General features: G+C 37.1%; 15 protein-coding genes. 3 read left to right on the plus strand and 12 right to left on the minus strand.

The genetic code is table 11. The features are described from left to right. Positions 1-48: 48 nt before the first annotated feature. The 5 genes from ACNKXS_RS12160 to ACNKXS_RS12180 all read right to left on the minus strand — a co-directional run bounded on the left by ACNKXS_RS12160 (position 49) and on the right by ACNKXS_RS12180 (position 5,938). Positions 49-1,047: a YihY/virulence factor BrkB family protein gene (locus tag ACNKXS_RS12160; protein ID WP_417921077.1), complete on the minus strand. Its 999-nt coding sequence runs from the start codon at positions 1,045-1,047 to the stop codon at positions 49-51. Further along, positions 1,047-1,565, minus strand: a complete 519-nt coding sequence (locus tag ACNKXS_RS12165) for a DinB family protein (protein ID WP_417921078.1) — start codon at positions 1,563-1,565, stop codon at positions 1,047-1,049. Before ACNKXS_RS12165 ends, ACNKXS_RS12160 begins: the two co-directional genes overlap by 1 nt. Beyond that, the gene (locus ACNKXS_RS12170; protein ID WP_417921079.1) at positions 1,565-4,138 is read right to left on the minus strand and encodes a phosphoenolpyruvate carboxylase; all 2,574 of its coding nucleotides are present in this window, start codon (positions 4,136-4,138) and stop codon (positions 1,565-1,567) included. Before ACNKXS_RS12170 ends, ACNKXS_RS12165 begins: the two co-directional genes overlap by 1 nt. 90 nt (positions 4,139-4,228) lie before the next feature. After that, positions 4,229-4,708, minus strand: coding sequence for an Lrp/AsnC family transcriptional regulator (locus tag ACNKXS_RS12175; protein ID WP_417921080.1), 480 nt, complete (start codon positions 4,706-4,708; stop codon positions 4,229-4,231). Between the two features lie 72 nt (positions 4,709-4,780). Further along, on the minus strand, positions 4,781-5,938 hold the full coding sequence (locus ACNKXS_RS12180; protein WP_417921081.1) for a DUF2817 domain-containing protein: 1,158 nt from the start codon (positions 5,936-5,938) through the stop codon (positions 4,781-4,783). Between the two features lie 280 nt (positions 5,939-6,218). Between ACNKXS_RS12180 and ACNKXS_RS12185 the strand changes: the two genes are divergently transcribed. Then, a complete protein-coding gene (locus tag ACNKXS_RS12185; RefSeq protein ID WP_417921082.1) occupies positions 6,219-6,638 on the plus strand; it encodes a helix-turn-helix domain-containing protein in 420 nt (139 codons plus the stop codon). A gap of 30 nt (positions 6,639-6,668) precedes the next feature. Beyond that, positions 6,669-7,049: a DNA topoisomerase IV gene (locus ACNKXS_RS12190; protein ID WP_298526161.1), complete on the plus strand. Its 381-nt coding sequence runs from the start codon at positions 6,669-6,671 to the stop codon at positions 7,047-7,049. Between the two features lie 2 nt (positions 7,050-7,051). Here ACNKXS_RS12190 and mscL read toward each other — a convergent pair whose 3' ends face one another. The 6 genes from mscL to ACNKXS_RS12220 all read right to left on the minus strand — a co-directional run bounded on the left by mscL (position 7,052) and on the right by ACNKXS_RS12220 (position 15,091). Then, entirely contained in the window at positions 7,052-7,498 is a 447-nt protein-coding gene (mscL, locus tag ACNKXS_RS12195) for a large conductance mechanosensitive channel protein MscL (RefSeq protein WP_295180269.1), read from the minus strand. Next, positions 7,498-10,146: a DNA gyrase/topoisomerase IV subunit A gene (locus ACNKXS_RS12200; RefSeq protein ID WP_417921083.1), complete on the minus strand. Its 2,649-nt coding sequence runs from the start codon at positions 10,144-10,146 to the stop codon at positions 7,498-7,500. The genes mscL and ACNKXS_RS12200 overlap by 1 nt, the downstream gene beginning before the upstream one ends. Next, positions 10,146-10,637, minus strand: coding sequence for a hypothetical protein (locus ACNKXS_RS12205; protein ID WP_417921084.1), 492 nt, complete (start codon positions 10,635-10,637; stop codon positions 10,146-10,148). Before ACNKXS_RS12205 ends, ACNKXS_RS12200 begins: the two co-directional genes overlap by 1 nt. Further along, positions 10,634-12,496 carry a DNA topoisomerase IV subunit B gene (locus ACNKXS_RS12210; RefSeq protein ID WP_417921085.1) on the minus strand — a complete coding sequence of 621 codons (1,863 nt, stop codon included), beginning with the start codon at positions 12,494-12,496 and terminating at the stop codon, positions 10,634-10,636. Before ACNKXS_RS12210 ends, ACNKXS_RS12205 begins: the two co-directional genes overlap by 4 nt. 155 nt (positions 12,497-12,651) lie before the next feature. Further along, positions 12,652-13,746, minus strand: coding sequence for a redox-regulated ATPase YchF (gene ychF / locus ACNKXS_RS12215; protein ID WP_417921086.1), 1,095 nt, complete (start codon positions 13,744-13,746; stop codon positions 12,652-12,654). A gap of 148 nt (positions 13,747-13,894) precedes the next feature. Then, positions 13,895-15,091: a coiled-coil domain-containing protein gene (locus ACNKXS_RS12220; RefSeq protein WP_417921087.1), complete on the minus strand. Its 1,197-nt coding sequence runs from the start codon at positions 15,089-15,091 to the stop codon at positions 13,895-13,897. 283 nt (positions 15,092-15,374) lie between these two features. On the opposite strand from ACNKXS_RS12220, the gene ACNKXS_RS12225 reads away from it, so the two are divergent. Then, positions 15,375-16,649: a carboxypeptidase-like regulatory domain-containing protein gene (locus ACNKXS_RS12225; protein WP_417921088.1), complete on the plus strand. Its 1,275-nt coding sequence runs from the start codon at positions 15,375-15,377 to the stop codon at positions 16,647-16,649. A 65-nt stretch (positions 16,650-16,714) separates the two neighbouring features. Here ACNKXS_RS12225 and ACNKXS_RS12230 read toward each other — a convergent pair whose 3' ends face one another. Next, complete coding sequence (locus ACNKXS_RS12230) at positions 16,715-17,299, minus strand: hypothetical protein (RefSeq protein WP_417921089.1); 585 nt, start codon at positions 17,297-17,299, stop codon at positions 16,715-16,717. Positions 17,300-17,358 lie beyond the last annotated feature (59 nt).

Below are 17,358 nucleotides of genomic sequence, written 5' to 3' on the forward strand. Positions count from 1 at the left end.
CTGTATTAAAAGCCTATTAAAACTGGATGTTTATGAGTTAAAGGTTTTTTAAAACTCTTTTTCTTCTGAAGTTTCATCTGCATCCAGGTAAGATTTCAAACGGTCTACGATATACTTTTCTTCTTTAAGCTGAACTTTCCGTTGTTCGAGTTTCTTCATCTCCTGGTATATCGCTGGTTCACCAAAACGGTTAGGCTCAACTTTCTCTTTCTTCAGAAGGGCATACTGTACTGTGAACTCTGCTCCGAAGAATAAGATTAAACAGGTATAGTAAACCCAAAGTAAAATTAATACGACTGAAGACGCACCACCATAAACTGAAGCCGGATCGCTTTGACCAAAATAAATACTAATAAGCGTCTCACCTATTATAAAAAGTGCTGTCGTCAATGCAGCACCAGTATAGGTGGTTTTCAATCTAATCTTAATATCTGGTAGAAGCTTAAAGATCATCGCGAATAAGGTCGTTATAAAGAAAAACGTCAGTGCGTAATTGAGTATATACATGGCAACCTGTGTGATATCAGGAATTAGCTGCTGCATAGTTTCTGTAACCAACTTTAGAATAGTTGAAACTACCAGGGCAATTAATAACAGTAAACCTATAACGACCACCATTCCCAAAGAAATTACCCGATCAAGAACCATACGGAGGAAATTAGTTTTTCTGGCCGCAACGTTCCAAATGTTGTTCATCGCGATTTTCAACTGAAAAAACACTCCGGTTGCACCAAAGATGAGCATTGCTAAACCAAAAATAATGGCCCATGTAGAATCTTGCGACAATGCAGCGTTTTCGATCATGCCCTCAATCGCTTTAGAAGCTTCAGTTCCAATAAACTCGCCTATCTCACCTGTAAGCCTACCCTGAACGGCCTCTCTTCCGAAGAAATAACCAGCAATACTTACCACAATGATCAATAATGATGGTAAGGAAAATAATGCATAGTAAGCGATTGTGGCGCTTCTGGCATAGGGTTCATTTTTATCCCAGCTCACATAAGTCTTCTTGAGAAGTTTGCCGAATACCTTGATCCTGCTAAACATTAAAGATATTTCTCTTTGATCACCTCAATATGGTGCATAGCATGACCAACCATCATAAAGCCGAGTGCTCTGGGTGAAGCATTTATATCGTTCATGACACCACCAAGTTTTAACATATCTATAGTCATACTTTCAAAAAGAATGATTCCCGCTTCCCGCACAATTTTATATTCTTTAATAAGATCAGGTACCGCTCTGTGTTCTGAGCGACTATTTAGGACATATATATCATGATCGAAACCTGGTAATGGCTGTGGTTCATTCCTGGCAATTGCCAATGCTCTGAATTGAAAAATCCTTTCTGTATCAATTATATGCTGAATCATCTCCTTCAGAGTCCATTTACCTTCTGCATAACGGTAATCCCATTTGTCTTCCGGAATATTCTCTAAAAATTGAAGAAATTCTGAAGTGTTCGATTTGAGACTAGTAACTAATTCAGCTTCTGGTTCTAATCTATCGATATAACCTCTATAAAATTCGCCTATTTCTCCTTTGGTAAGTTCAGATTTTCTCATTAAGCAGAATTTCTACTAGCATTAATATTACCATACAATGATCTTGTAACCATTTTTTCATATACTTCAAGCGCTTTCTGGTTGGCTTCAGGATTTTTACTCAACTCCTGCACCATTCTAAGCGCATGTTGCTGAATGGTCAATAATGGAAGTACAATCCTTTCACGCGCTTGTATGGAAGCCTTTCCTGCGGGCTGATTCTGCATCAAACTATCATAACCGGTAACTTTTAAAAGCATTTTCTTAGAACGTTCGAACTCATCATGAATTACCGTCCAGAATTCTCCAAACTCTTCATCATTTTTCATATATGCTGTCAAAGGGAAGAATGATTTAGTCAAACTCATCATACTGTTTTCAAGCAAGGTTTTAAAGAATTCAGAATTGTTGTAGAGATCCTGAACTTCATCAAACCTACCTTGTTTATCCATTTCTTCCATTGCAGTTCCCACTCCAAAAAATCCAGGAACATTTTGTTTAAGCTGACTCCAGCTTCCAACAAAGGGTATCGCCCTTAGATCTGATAAATTGAGTTCAGCAGATTTATTTCGTTTACTTGGTCTACTACCAATATTGGTTTTAGCGTAGTATTTAAGTGTACTCATTTTTTCCAGGTAAGGAATAAAACGAGGATGTTTTTTAAAGTCTGTATATGTTTTGTAACTAATTTCAGCAAGCTCGCTCATGGTATTGCGATCCTGATCATTCAGTTCATTTTTACCTTCACTAAAAATTTCATTAGAAACCCCCGAACTTAATAATTGCTCCAGATTATATGTACAACTATCCTTTGTGCCAAAATTAGAGCTGATTGTTTGTCCCTGGACTGTTAATTGAATTTCCTCATTCTCTATCGTTGGACCTAAGGAAGCGTAAAATTGGTGTGTTTTACCACCACCCCTTGCCGGCGGTCCACCACGACCATCAAAAAAGACAACTTTAATTCCGTACTCACGGGAAATTCGAGTAAGTTCTTCCTTCGCCTTGTAAATACTCCAGTTTGCCATTAAGTAACCACCATCTTTAGTTCCATCACTAAAACCAAGCATGATCGTTTGCTTATTATTTCGTTTTTCAAGGTGTTCTTTATATACAGGATTCTTGTATAGTTTCTCCATCACATGATGTGCTTCTCTTAGATCCGGCACTGTTTCAAATAATGGAATAACATCTACAGTTGGTGTTTTCCAACCACATAATTTCATATACAAATAAGGCTGTAAAACACCTTCCACACTTCCGCAGTTACTAATGATATAGCGATTAGCCCCCTGCTCCCCATTCTTCTCCTGAATTTCCATCATCGCATATATTGATGAAAGCGTAGATCGGGTCATCCCTTCTTCAAATTCTTCAGGATCCAACTGGGCATCTGTAGTTGTCATTACGGCAATTTTTTCCTCGTCTGAAAGAGTTTCAAAATTTTCCGGAATCAACTCTGATTTGTATTTCTTAAGATCTGCAAAAACTTCTTCGTGTTTCGAGCTATCCTGCCTGATGTCTAAAGTTGCGAAGTGGAAACCGAAGAGTTTGATCTTGTTGATCATGTCATCAAGCTCTTCAAGGAATAGTGACTGATGCTTATTTATTAGAATCTCTCTTGCTGTTTGCAATTTCAGCACCAATTCCTCCAAGGAAATTTTTGGAGTGTCTGAATTTGTAACGGCTGAATCATACAAAGCTTTCTCTATCTCTGCCATGATTTCATTAACCTCTCTAAAAGTAAGTCTTCTCTTTAGTTTCCGAATATCCCGGTAATAATTAAGGAGAATTGTGCGGCGAAGTCGGCGTGCAACTCTTAGAGTGATCTCAGTAGTTACAAACGGGTTTCCATCCCTGTCTCCTCCTGGCCAGAATCCCAGGTTGATCACCTGGTTGCCTACATCCTCTCCATCAAATATATTTTGCTGAATATAATTATGAATCTTACTTGCACTCTGGTAGAAAACATTTTCAAAATACCAGATGAGACTAACCGCCTCGTCATATGGAGTTGGTTTCTCTTTGTTGAAGAACGGAGTTTTACCTAGCTGTGCTAATAACTGCTTAATACGAACAAGATCGTTTTTCTGGATTGCCTTATCCAGATCTGTTATAATTCCCAGCACTGCACCAGGATAAAATTGGGTGGGATGTGCTGTAAGAGTAGGTCTTACATTGAATCTCTTCAAGTATTCCTTTAACTGTTCTGTTTTTTGCTTAGCTTCCGCTTCCTCCTTCACACTTCGCAGCGTACCACGACCATCCATATTATTGACGATAGGGAACGACGCATCCTCAATAGCATCAAATAATACTACCTGGCGTTCTATATATTGGATGAAACGAAAAAGCAAAGCGTTACGCTCGTCTTCTGTAGGTGTTTCACCATAACGTTCAAAAAAGTGTTCAACGATCTCCGATGGATTCTTTTTATCAGAAAAACCACGTTCGCAAAGTTCCTGAAAAAGTGGTAACAGAGCTCCGGTCTTTTGTATCTCGTCATATGGCAAGGTTAAAAAGATACTATTATAGACCTGGTATTTTGCCAGCACATTATCATTAAATCTATCTAAACGAGGTTCTCTATTCATAATTTCAATATTTTTCAACTGACTTAAAAGTATAAAAAAACCCTCTAAACAGCTAGGTTTAGAGGGTCTTTATTAAAAGTTTAGTATAAATTACATATCTTTAAATATGGAATGCATCAAACGTTTTTTATCATTGATACTTTCCTCCAGAGAAATCATAGTCTCTGTTCTATAGACACCCTCGATATCATCAAGTTGGAAAATGATTTCCTTCGCATGTTGAGTGTTTTTAGCACGTATTTTACAGAACACATTAAACTTGCCTGTAGTTACATGAGCAACCGTAACGAATGGAATTTCGTTGATTCTCTCAAGTACAAATTTTGTTTGTGAAGTATTCTTCAGAAAAACCCCTACATAGGCGATAAACGCGTATCCAAGTTTCTTGTAATCGAGAGTTAACGATGATCCTATAATAATTCCAGCTTCTTCCATTTTCTTTACACGAACGTGGACAGTTCCAGCTGATATCAGTAGTTTCTTCGCTATATCGGTGAATGGAGTTCTGGTATTCTCGATTAGCATGTCAAGAATCTGGTGGTCGGTGTCGTCTAATTTAAACTTAGCCATCTTGAAGTTCTATTTTTAATGAAATTCAAAATTAATACAAAATCATTGAATTATTGCTAAATAAAAACACCTTTATTGGGGATTTAGCTCGAAAATATCATCATTTAAGAATATTTTATTAACTATAACGTTTTCGGAAATTGACCCCTCCTCCATCAATCTTATCATTTTACCAGCTGCATCAATTTCGCGATGTCCATATAAAACTGAGTTATTAAGAATATCCTCAATTACGGGCACAAATCGTATTTTATCATGAACTAATGTTTCTTTGAACTGTATCAAAATATCTTTTTGCTCTCCTTCGATATTTACATTCCTTAATACCACATCCCGAAAACATTTAGCATTTTCAGGAATTTTAAAATATTGATGGTAATCGACACGTGTATCATTCATTATTTGATCCAGGCAGCTTCTCAAAGCTTTAAAAACGAATTTTCGCGTTACATCCCTGTTATAATCTCCAGGATAATGACCAGCTTCAAAAAGAATAGTTGGAGTTTCAAAACTCTGAAAGGTGTCACCAGCACAATTAAGATTAAAACCATCATCATATCTACCTACACGTTCCCCGAGTTCATCTTTTAAATCATTAACAATTCCAGCGATTAAAGACATACTGTCCTTACGTGCTTCGGTGATACTGCGGTTTATATCGCTCGAAGGCGTCAAAAAAGACAATATTGCCGGTAGATTCGTTTCTCCTGCACTAAAAATGGTGCGTTGATCATGAAGGTTTAAGCAAAAATCAGGTTGGAATTCCCTGTAAACCTTCATGAGCAACCTGCTTTCTGGCTGGCTAAGATCCTGCATGTCCCGGTTAAGATCTATAGCATTGGCATTGACTCGCGTATAATACGCTGCGCCATCTGGATTAAGTACTGGAATAATATATAAGGTTGTACGCTCAAGTAGTGACTTATTATAAGAGCTATCTACATCTACCACTACAGAGTTTAAAAAATCCAGTACAGCTTTCGTTGTTGTGGATTCATTCCCGTGCATTTGCGACCACATTAAAACCTTCTTTGATCCAGATCCAATTCGCAGTCCGTAAATTTTCTTATTCTCTACGGAAACTCCTATAGTTTTAAATACAAGTTTATCTGAATGGGTAGATATAAAGTCTTCCAGATGATCATTATGAAGATAGCGGCCTGCCACTTTCCTGTATTTGGCTTTATCATAATCGCGATTACTCAACCACATTTTTGATTTCTCAGTCATGTTTACAAAACTAAACAATCAATTATTTACAATTGTATACAAGTAGAAATCACTCCGTAGTTTACAGTTGTGAATAAGTGGGTTTCTTCAATACAAGCATGGTTAGGAATTTATCCAAACTGGACATAAAAAAGGTATTTTTAATTCATTATCAATAATCTAGATTAGTTTTTATAAAGTATTTGTTCAACATAAATATTGTTGTTTACAGATGTGTATTAACACTAAAATATGCTATATTTACATTTGTAATCAATGGGGAAATCAGAAGTAATTTACAATGGTAAACACAGAACAATTCGGAACCAGGCTGCAACGCATTCTTGAATATTACGATCTTTCAGCAGCATCTTTCGCAGATAAAATAGAAGTTGGAAGGTCTTCCATTTCACATATCCTTTCTGGTAGAAATAAACCAAGTCTCGATTTTGTCATGAAAGTCGTAAAGAATTTTCCCGAGGTAGAATTATATTGGTTGTTAAATGGAAAGGGTTCTTTCCCTCCCAGAACCAACTCAGGTAATGATAAAGTTGTACATCAAACAAAACCTGATCACTCAACGCAAGAAACCCAGACCAGAAATGCTGAAGTTAATATTTCGAAGGATGTTCAGTTAAATCAGGAAACTTCGAGTAACCAAAAGGTGAAACGAATAGTATTTTTTTATGAGGATGGTAGTTTTGAAGCCTTCGAAAATTGACTCTCATTTGATTAAAACTTACCTTGCAGTATGAACAAAATGATTTCACTCTGTTTTATCCTGTTACTCACATTGAGCTCATGTTTTGAAGCCAACAGGAACTGTGCTGATTTTAGAACTGGCACTTTCGAGTTCGAAACTTATATAAACGGAGAATTACAAAAATCTACTTTCGTAAGGAATGACTCGATAGAAATTGAGTTTTTTCAGGGAAATACAGATACGAGTTCCGTAAGATGGATCAATCCATGTGAGTATATTATCAAGAATACAAATCCTAAAAATATGGCTGAACAGAAGCCAATCCACATGAAGATCCTCACTACTTCTAAGAATAGTTATACGTTCGAGTACGGCCAGGTTGGTGAAACCCAAAAGGCCCGCGGGGAAGTAAAGAAAGTTTCAGAATAGCGTTAAGCTCGCTTTTCCCGCAATAATTTATTCTGCTCTTCCATTAACTCATTTAAACTGGATAGCAATTCGATATCCTTGGGAGTAACGACCTCTGGATTTTTTGGGTCCTGAGCTTTGTTCCGGAAACGATTCATGAATTTTACCACTATAAAGACAACGAAACCAATGACTAAAAAATCTACCATGGTTTCAATAAGCAGTCCGTAACCAATTGAAACTTCATTTACATAATCTGCCGCACCTTCAGTACCAACACCATCTCGTAGAATGATCTTCCTGTCAGCGTAATTTACACCATCGGTAATCATGCTTAATGGCGGCATAATTATCTGTTTTACCAGAACATCAACCACTTTATTGAAAGCCGTACCAATGATGATACCTACGGCCATGTCTATCATGTTGCCTTTTACAGCAAACTCTTTGAATTCTTTAAATAATCCCATTACTCGTCAAATAGTGAAGGTTGACCGTCGCCGCCAGATTTTTTTTCTGGTGCTTTGATCGTCCCATTTTTAATATCTTCTGCTGTTATATTATCTTCAGAATCTTTCGAACTTTGATCTTCGTTAGATTCATCTTCATTTTGTCCTTCATAAGGTATTGGATCCAGAAGATTGATCTGATTTACTTTTTCAGAAGTGAGTTGATTTCCTAAAGCCTTTATACCTTTTACTGCGATGAATTCCTCTATATTGATCTCGTCGTTTTCGCGACGCTCTTTTCCTTTAGGTTTGGTATAGACGATCTCGGCCATTGGGAAATAATCTGTTGAAACCATTTCTAAAAAGGATTCTTCGTGATCACTAATAAATTTCTCTTCTTTATCAGGATGTTCGATTATAAAACGCTTGACATAGTAACGTTCTTTTTCAGGTTCCCAGTAAATCGCAGAAATCGGTTTATTCTTAACCCATTTTTCCAGAATGACCATTTCCTCATCAAACCTGGTTGTTAACTCCGGTCTTATTGTTTTTGCAACACCATCTTGTGTAATGATCAGTAATCTATCTTCTCCTCTAAATTCCCCTAATAATTCTCCTCTTTCATCTACGTTTAGACGTTTAACTGTCTCGTCGAACCAGATTCTTCTAGGTTTTAGCGTTGAGACACCTTCTTCTTTCAGCTCAATACGCTTTACAGAATATTTAGTGACAATATTTCCTTTAACATTCCGACCTTTAATAGAAATATCTGCAAAATCTACATCGAATTTTACTTTTCTTATACTTCCAACCTGTCTAAGTAAGACTGTAACTACTTCAGCTTCTCCATTCGGATTCGGAGTGAAATACAGGACTTTACTATCCTTTTTACCTTGAGTTAAATTATATTCCCGATCCCTGGTAACTGAAGTTACTGCAAATCTTTTCACATATGTATTGCCAGCCTTCCCATCCCGGTAGATCATATTGTAGATCGTACGTTTATCTTTTTTCTTAAAGATTGCTACGTGAATAATATCCTTACCAATAAAAGTTTTAGCATCAACCTTGGTCACCATCATTTTACCATCGGCTGTAAAACAGATAACATCATCAATATCTGAACATTCAGTTACATATTCATCTTTTTTGAGACTGGTTCCTACAAAACCTTCTGCTCTATTCACATAAAGCTTGGTATTTCGAATGACGACTTTTGTCGCCTCAATATCTTCAAATAACCTGAGTTCTGTTTTTCGTTCTTTGCCGGTACCGTAGTCTTTCTTTAATTTCTGAAAATAATCTACCGCAAAGTCTATAAGGTTGTCAAGATGATGTTTTATCTGGGCGATCTCATCTTCGAGCGCATCTATCTTCTGCTGTGCCTTATCTATGTCGAATTTTGAGATTCTTTTAATTCTAATCTCAGTAAGTCTTATAATATCTTCCTCGGTAACCTCGCGCTTTAAATGCGTCGTAAAAGGTTTCAATCCTCGATCTATCGCCTGAATTACCCCATCCCAGGTTTCTTCTTCTTCAATATCCCGATACACCCTGTTTTCGATAAATATTCGTTCCAGCGATGCAAAATGCCATTGCTCTTGGAGCTCATCCAGTTTTATCTCCAGTTCTCGTTTAAGAAGATGAAGCGTATGATCTGTTGATCTTCTTAAAACTTCTGAAACTCCCAGGAATATTGGTTTGTGATCAATAATTACACAGCCTAATGGTGATAATGAGTTTTCACACTGAGTAAATGCATATAATGCATCTATAGTTCTGTCTGGTGAAATATTGTTAGGTAAATGTATCAGGATCTCTACCTGAGCAGCGGTATTATCTTCGATCTTTTTGATCTTGATCTTACCTTTGTCATTTGCCTTCAGAATAGAATCGATCAAACTTCCGGTATTGGTTCCATAGGGAACCTCATTTATTACCAGTGTATTTTTATCTAACTGATTGATACGTGCGCGAATTCTTACGCGTCCACCACGTTTCCCGTCATTGTAATTGGAAATATCTGCGATACCTCCCGTTGGGAAGTCTGGAAATAATTTAAAAGTTTTACCACGAAGATGTTTGATCGAGGCATCAATAAGTTCATTAAAATTATGTGGTAGAAATCTTGTACTTAAACCTACGGCAATACCTTCTGCACCCTGGGCAAGCAACATTGGAAATTTTACGGGAAGATTTACCGGTTCCTGCTTTCTACCATCGTAAGACAATTGCCATTCAGTTAATTTCGGACTGAAAAGTACTTCCAGAGCGAATTTTGAAAGTCTCGCCTCAATATATCTTGGGGCGGCAGCTCGATCTCCTGTTAATATATTTCCCCAGTTTCCCTGGGTGTCAATTAGAATATCCTTTTGCCCAATTTGAACCATGGCATCTCCTATACTGGCATCACCGTGAGGATGATATTGCATGGTGTGACCCACAATGTTCGCCACTTTATTGTAACGGCCATCGTCCAGGTCTTTCATAGAATGCATTATACGGCGCTGAACTGGTTTAAAGCCATCTTCAATTGCTGGTACGGCTCGTTCCAGGATTACATATGATGCATAATCCAGAAACCAGTCTTTGTACATTCCGGTTACCTTTATTAATTCTTCCTTATTTTCAAATTGCTCTTCCTGAGCTCCATCAAGGTTTTCTTCCATTAGGCAGTCACTTTGGGGGTGTTTTCAAGAACTTTATTCAGTGAATCCACTAAACCCCTTTTCTTTTTTCGGTTTAAAAATGTGGTATTGAAAGTATATTTCCGGTATCCTTTTTTTCTTCTTGAGTTAATATAGATTGTAAGGGCAGAATAAATTCCGACGTCGTAAAACTTGAACTTCCCTAATTTTCTCTTCGGAAATTCAGCCTTCTTGACACGATATTCCATGAATTTTGAAAGAAAAACTCCATTGTTTTTAAAGTTCAAAGTTTCTCCATCACTATCAAAATCGAACGCCTGTCCAATCCGGTGAACGTATAGACCTAAAAGCAAGGTGGCGATATTGGGGAGAAAATGACTGAAGGTAATTTCCTGTTCAGAATCTGAAGCCATGATCTCAATATTTACGAATAGATTCGTAACGAATACCGCAACAAGCACGATATAGATCGATGGGATTATCTTAACCTCGCTTTTATTGGTAAATCTCATACGCCAAGTTCATTGACCAGGTCAAGTTCAAATTTGAGATTATCAATAATAAATTCCTGTCTGTCTGGTGTGTTCTTGCCCATATAGAAGCTAAGCATTTCTTCTATAGATTTGTCTTTATCCAGCATTACAGGATCTAAACGAATATCTTCTCCTATAAAATGTACAAATTCATCTGGCGAGATCTCACCTAACCCCTTAAATCGAGTAATTTCAGGCTTACCTTTCAATTTTTCCATGGCCTGCTTTCGCTCCATCTCACTATAACAGTAAATAGTTTCCTTCTTATTCCTTACTCGAAACAACGGAGTCTGTAAAATATATAGATGATTTTCCTTAATTAGTTCCGGGAAAAACTGAAGGAAAAATGTGATAAGCAATAACCTGATGTGCATTCCATCAACATCAGCATCTGTTGCTATTACGATATTATTATAACGCAGGTCTTCCAGAGAATCTTCGATATTCAGTGCTGCCTGTAGCAGATTGAATTCTTCATTTTCGTAGACGATTTTTTTAGTAAGTCCGTAGCTATTCAAAGGCTTACCCTTCAAACTAAATACTGCCTGGGTTACCACGTCCCTGCTCTTGGTGATCGAACCTGATGCTGAATCACCCTCTGTAATAAACAAGGTCGTTTCAAGACATCTTTGATGTTTACTGTCCCCAAGATGCACGCGGCAATCCCTTAATTTTTTATTATGCAGACTCGCTTTTTTAGCTCTGTCTTTTGCTAGCTTCCTGATCCCGGAAAGATCCTTGCGCTCGCGTTCTGCCTGAAGAATTTTTCGTTGAAGATTCTCTGCTGTTTCCGGGTTTTTATGAAGATAATTATCAAGATTTCTTTTAATAAAATCGTTGATATAGGTTCTTACCGTTGGAAGCTCCCCTCCCATATCTGTAGACCCTAGTTTTGTTTTAGTCTGACTTTCAAAAACCGGCTCCATCACTTTTATACTGATGGCGGTTACGATAGATTTTCGAATATCGCTGGCTTCGTAGTTCTTGCCATAAAATTCACGAACGGTTTTGACGATCGCTTCTCTATATGCAGCAAGATGTGTTCCTCCCTGTGAAGTATTCTGGCCGTTAACGAAACTGTGATATTCCTCGCTATATTGTGTTCTGCTGTGAGTGATCGCTGCTTCGATATCATCCCCACGAAGGTGAATAATAGGATACAACATATCTTCTTCGCTAATGCTATCTCCTAAGAGATCTTTTAATCCATTTTCAGAATAAAATTTCTCTCCATTAAAAACTATGGTTAAACCTGGATTCAGGTACACATAGTTCTTAAGCATTTTCTCTATATACTCATTTCTGAATTTATAGTTTTTAAATATTAGCTCGTCTGGAATGAATGTGATCTTTGTACCTCGCCTTCTTGAAGTTTCGTCAAGATGCTCCTCATCCTGAAGTTCTCCCTTTGCAAACTCAGCAGCATGGCTTTTGCTATCACGAGAAGATTCTACTCTAAAATAAGAAGATAAAGCATTTACAGCTTTCGTACCTACACCATTTAGTCCTACAGACTTTTTGAAAGCTCTGCTATCATATTTACCACCGGTATTCATTTTGGACACTACATCCACAACTTTACCTAAAGGGATCCCTCTACCAAAATCACGAACGATCACCCGCTGATTTTGCACAGAGATTTCGATGGTCTTTCCAGCACCCATCACGAATTCATCGATACTGTTATCGATAACCTCTTTCAATAATATATATATACCGTCGTCCTGGCTGGATCCATCTCCAAGTTTCCCGATGTACATACCAGGTCGCATACGGATATGCTCCTTCCAGTCTAAAGACCGAATATTATCTTCGGTATATTTAGTATTGTCGCTCATATAGATTCATGGAGTTTCGGTCTAAATATAAGGTAATAGCCGAAAAACTGAAACAGTTCCAGAGGAAAGTAATTAACAAAGATTTTGGATACGCTGTTAATTAACTGAATGAACCCAAATTGAAGTGTTGTTCATTATTTTTTCAATACTAGCAACTAGACGTTAAATCTAAAATGCATTACATCGCCATCCTTTACGATATAATCTTTTCCTTCTACGCGCATTTTACCAGCTTCCTTCACTTTTGCCTCACTTCCAAAACTTACATACTCGTCGTAAGCTATAACCTCAGCACGAATAAAACCTTTTTCGAAGTCGGTGTGAATTACACCCGCAGCCTGTGGAGCTGAAGATCCAACGGGAATCGTCCATGCCCTAACTTCTTTAACTCCGGCGGTAAAGTAAGTTTGAAGATCAAGCAACTTATAAGCTCCTCTAATTAGTTTTGCAGAACCAGGCTCTTCAAGCCCAATATCCTGAAGAAACATCTGTCTTTCCTCGAAATCATCAAGTTCAGTTATATCAGCTTCAGTTCCAACAGCAAGAACAAGAACTTCTGCATTTTCTTCTGCTACAGCTTTTCTAACTCTCTCTACATGTTCGTTACCATCAACAGCAGCACTTTCATCTACATTACAAACATACATTACCGGTTTATCTGTGATAAATTGTAGAGGCGCGATAAATTCTTTACGTTCATCTTCAGTAAGATCGATCGCTCGAACAGATTTTCCAGCTTCAAGACCAGACTTCACTTTCAGCAAAGCAGCTTCCTCCTTCTGCGCTTCTTTATTACCTGTTCTGGCAGCTCGTTTAACTTTTTCTAGTTTCTTATCTGCAGTTTCAAGATCTTTCAACTGCAGCTCCATGTCTATAGTTTCTTTATCTCTAATAGGATCTATGGAACCATCTACGTGTACGATATTATCATCTTCAAAACATCTAAGCACATGAAGAATAGCATCGGTTTCACGTATATTACCTAAAAACTGGTTTCCAAGTCCTTCTCCTTTACTCGCTCCTTTTACTAGTCCAGCAATATCAACGATTTCAACCGTTGCAGGAATAACCCTTTCAGGATCTACGAGTTCTTCAAGCTTCAGCAGTCTCTGGTCTGGAACGTTTACAACTCCCACGTTAGGTTCTATCGTACAAAACGGAAAGTTTGCACTTTGTGCTTTAGCATTACTAAGGCAATTAAAAAGTGTCGATTTTCCTACGTTTGGCAGTCCTACAATTCCGGCTTTCATATACTATAATTTAGATGCTTTGTTTTTGCGGCTGCAAAGATAGGTATTAGATTCGAGAATAACATACATCCTTTTCGCAGCTTGACCGAATAAAAAAAGCCCTGTGAATATATCCAACAGGGCTTTTATAAACATTGAAATAATTTAATTACTCCACAATATACATTTCGTTCGAAGCTCTTATATATTCCTGCGGATTAAAAGTGCTTTCGAAACTGTTTCTTACCAGATCTAGTTTTAATCTTAGATTTTTCATCTCATCCTTCAGGAATGGGTCATTTTCATACTTAGCGATCAGTTTTTCATATTTTTCAAGATTCTCCAGAATTCTGAAAGTCAGCATCCCGAAACGTATTTTAAGATTCTGTACCGTTAGCATCTGGTCATGGTATTCCTGCTTCCAGTTTTCCGGATTTGTCTTTCGTTCCTCTACGATCTTATTTTCAGCAATTTTGGAAATATCCAGAATATACTGTGTTCGCTTTTTAGCATCAGTTTCGTTGGTGAATTTTTCAGCAAAACCGTTGCGGGAGATGCCGAGGATCTGCACCAGGTTGTCTTCAATAGCTTCCTGTTGCAATTCTTTAAGTTCATTCAGGTTCTTATTAATTCCTTCCCATTCGGTTTCGATAAGATCCTTATCATGGGTAAATTGCGAAATGCTAGTGGTAAGCTTCAGCATTTTAATGCTTTTCTCTCTTAACTCTTTGTCTCTTCTATTTAGTGAACCAACAAACTGACTGATCCCATCGATCAGGCTTCCTGCAAACATTCCCGTAAATGGTGTTCCTTTTGCCAGATCACCTGTCACCTGCAACATATGATTCAGCGCTTCCAGCTTAGCATCGTCCTCTTTCTCTTCTTCAATGTACCCTTTGAATTTGCCAAACCACTGCTGGTATCCTTCATAATTCATTGGATTACTTACTTTATCCAGTGTAGAATAAAATTCACGCGAACTATTAAAAAGACTTAAAGGTTTTATTTCGCGCTCCATAGAAGCAAGGTTAAGAACCGCTGAGCTATAATTGTACTTATAGACACTTACTGTATTCTTATCGATCTCTTCCTGTCGCTGCTCTAAAAACTTAACTCGCTCCAATAGTTTCTCTACTTTTTCTGAAGCCGAATTTGAAGTACGAATACTTTCGTCCAGATTAGTGATCTTGGAATCGATCTCTTTAATTCTAAATTCCAGATTCTGACTTAATAATGAACGCTCCCGGTTGAGTTCTTTTAATACCTGCTCAGTAACAGATGCACTCTGATCTTCACTATATAGTTGTGCTGAAGCTGAAATACTTCCGAAGAAAACGAAGAGAGCGGCGTAACATAATTTATGCATAGTTGATTGGTTTTGAAATCCATTGATAACGAAGAATTGATGGTCATATTTCATGCCATACGAAAAAATGATTGTTTACAGATGAGCTTCAAGTTCAATGTGTGGATAACTGAAACAATATACATGTGTGGTTTGGTATTTTTCAGGACTACAACTATTATATGATATTCGTGCTCATTGAAAGATTAACAATCGTTCAGTTCAATAATTAGCTGATTCACATCTTTATAAGTATTTAAATAGTTATATTGTATAAGTTTAAGTAAACTTTAATAATTTGACTATGAATGCAAAACTTTCAAACCCTATTTCAGGAAAAAGTAGCCTGCTATTTTTTCTAAGTTTTATTCTAGGTTCATTACAGATATATGCTTTTCAGCCTTCGGCTAAAGCGTTTAATGAATATAAAGGTGAAGTGGTGAATGAGAGAACCGGAAGGCCTATTTCTTCAGCATACCTTTCCCTGAATAATAGTAACATTTCAACCATCACGAATGCAGATGGTGTATTTTCTCTCAAGGTTCCGGAAGATATGACAGAGGCAACTGTGACCATATCAGTTCTTGGATTTCAGAGTAAAACTCTTCCTCTGGATTATTTTAAACCGGAAAATACCCGAATAGAACTTTCAGAAACTATGGAAGAACTTACAGAAGTCAGCCTATATAAGGCAACGAATCCACGCCTGCTGGTTCAGGACATGCTAGACAAAAAGGATGAAAATTATCTTTCAGATCAAAGTATTATGACTTCCTTTTACCGGGAAACGATCAAGAAAGGATGGAGTAATGTTAGCTTATCTGAAGCAGTTGTTAAGATCCACAAATCTTCTTATAAAGACAGTAAGAAAGATCTTGTATCCTTGTATAAAGCCAGAAAAAGTACAGACTATGATAAACTGGATACATTGGCGTTGAAATTACGCGGTGGCCCATTTAATACATTATACCTGGATATGATGAAATACACAGAGTATGTACTTAGACAAGGTATGATGGATAGTTACGATTTTAGTTTTGATGAGCCTGCCAAGATCAATGATCGATATACCTATGTTGTAAATTTCAGAGAACGTGATGAGTCAGATCCATGGTATTACGGGAAACTTTTTATCGATGCTGAAACTTCAACTCTGGTCAAGGCAGATTATAACCTGAACGTGGATAATAGAAATGCAGCTCAGGAAATGTTTGTAAAGAAAAAACCAAACGGAGCGAAAGTTTATCCTACTGAACTGAATTATCAGGTTGATTACGCTCAGAATAACGGCAAGTGGCACTTTGCTTATGGAAAAGCGCAGATGGATTATGTAGTTAATTGGAAGCGAAAGATTTTCAATTCTAAATACAAGATCAATAGCGAAATGGTGGTGACCGACTGGCAACCATATTCTGAAGAAGAATTTAAAATGAACCAGGAGCTAATTAGACCTAATATCGTGATGGTAGATGATGTATCTGGTTTTTATGACTCCCAATTCTGGGGTAATAACAATATTATCGAGCCTGAGAAATCTATTCAGAATGCGATCGATAAGATCAAACGCAAAATGGATTAAGCTTAAAATTTAATTTAAGAAACCCGCCAGTTGGCGGGTTTTTTTATATCTCAAAATCGAATTGACTATCCTATTTCAATAACTTGCTCAAAACTATCTTCAGGAGTTTCAATTATAAAGGTGTATTTGCCAGGATCCACTTCAGAAAAATCAAACGCTTTTCTAAGTTCTGGTTCTCTGGTTTTAAAATTGCCTACCTTGATTCCTTTCTGATCGAAGACTTGAACACTGAGTTTTGATTCATTTAGATTGGGCATATATACCACTACCTGATCTTCTTCGATTTTAAAGCAAGGTTTGAAAGCGAATTTGTAATTAGCCTGGTCAATTTTAATTTGATCATTTAATTTAGTAATCACCGTGGTAGACCTAAAGTACTTTTTATTCAGAATTAGTAAATATTCACCATCTTTTAGCGAATCGAAATTTAACTTCTTCGAAAACCTGGCGTTTTCCTCCAGTTGATCTCTGAAAATAACCTCTGCATTTTGACTTAAAAGACTAAGCTCAGACCCATATTCAGTTTTCTGTATTTCTACGATGAGATCATATTGATTTTCTACTTTTAGATTCACACCATCTGTGGCAGAACTACTGAATGATACCAGTAACATGATTGCTACTACGAAATTGTTGATTGTGTTTTTCATAATCTAAGGTTTTAAGTTATACTTGGATTAACTGAGATAAACTTAGACCAGATCCAAAT

Origin of the sequence: Christiangramia marina (assembly GCF_048285865.1) — a bacterium.
GTDB classification, from domain to species: Bacteria; Bacteroidota; Bacteroidia; order Flavobacteriales; family Flavobacteriaceae; genus Christiangramia; species Christiangramia marina.

Coding starts and splice junctions, on each gene's coding strand:
- ACNKXS_RS12200 (WP_417921083.1), bottom strand. CDS start 10,146: ATGGAAGAAAACCTTGATGGAGCTCAGGAAGAGCAATTTGAAAATAAG.
- ACNKXS_RS12230 (WP_417921089.1), bottom strand. CDS start 17,299: ATGAAAAACACAATCAACAATTTCGTAGTAGCAATCATGTTACTGGTA.
- ACNKXS_RS12170 (WP_417921079.1), bottom strand. CDS start 4,138: ATGAATAGAGAACCTCGTTTAGATAGATTTAATGATAATGTGCTGGCA.
- ACNKXS_RS12175 (WP_417921080.1), bottom strand. CDS start 4,708: ATGGCTAAGTTTAAATTAGACGACACCGACCACCAGATTCTTGACATG.
- ACNKXS_RS12180 (WP_417921081.1), bottom strand. CDS start 5,938: ATGACTGAGAAATCAAAAATGTGGTTGAGTAATCGCGATTATGATAAA.
- ychF (WP_417921086.1), bottom strand. CDS start 13,746: ATGAAAGCCGGAATTGTAGGACTGCCAAACGTAGGAAAATCGACACTT.
- ACNKXS_RS12205 (WP_417921084.1), bottom strand. CDS start 10,637: ATGAGATTTACCAATAAAAGCGAGGTTAAGATAATCCCATCGATCTAT.
- ACNKXS_RS12190 (WP_298526161.1), top strand. CDS start 6,669: ATGAACAAAATGATTTCACTCTGTTTTATCCTGTTACTCACATTGAGC.
- ACNKXS_RS12165 (WP_417921078.1), bottom strand. CDS start 1,565: ATGAGAAAATCTGAACTTACCAAAGGAGAAATAGGCGAATTTTATAGA.
- ACNKXS_RS12210 (WP_417921085.1), bottom strand. CDS start 12,496: ATGAGCGACAATACTAAATATACCGAAGATAATATTCGGTCTTTAGAC.
- ACNKXS_RS12220 (WP_417921087.1), bottom strand. CDS start 15,091: ATGCATAAATTATGTTACGCCGCTCTCTTCGTTTTCTTCGGAAGTATT.
- ACNKXS_RS12185 (WP_417921082.1), top strand. CDS start 6,219: ATGGTAAACACAGAACAATTCGGAACCAGGCTGCAACGCATTCTTGAA.
- mscL (WP_295180269.1), bottom strand. CDS start 7,498: ATGGGATTATTTAAAGAATTCAAAGAGTTTGCTGTAAAAGGCAACATG.
- ACNKXS_RS12160 (WP_417921077.1), bottom strand. CDS start 1,047: ATGTTTAGCAGGATCAAGGTATTCGGCAAACTTCTCAAGAAGACTTAT.
- ACNKXS_RS12225 (WP_417921088.1), top strand. CDS start 15,375: ATGAATGCAAAACTTTCAAACCCTATTTCAGGAAAAAGTAGCCTGCTA.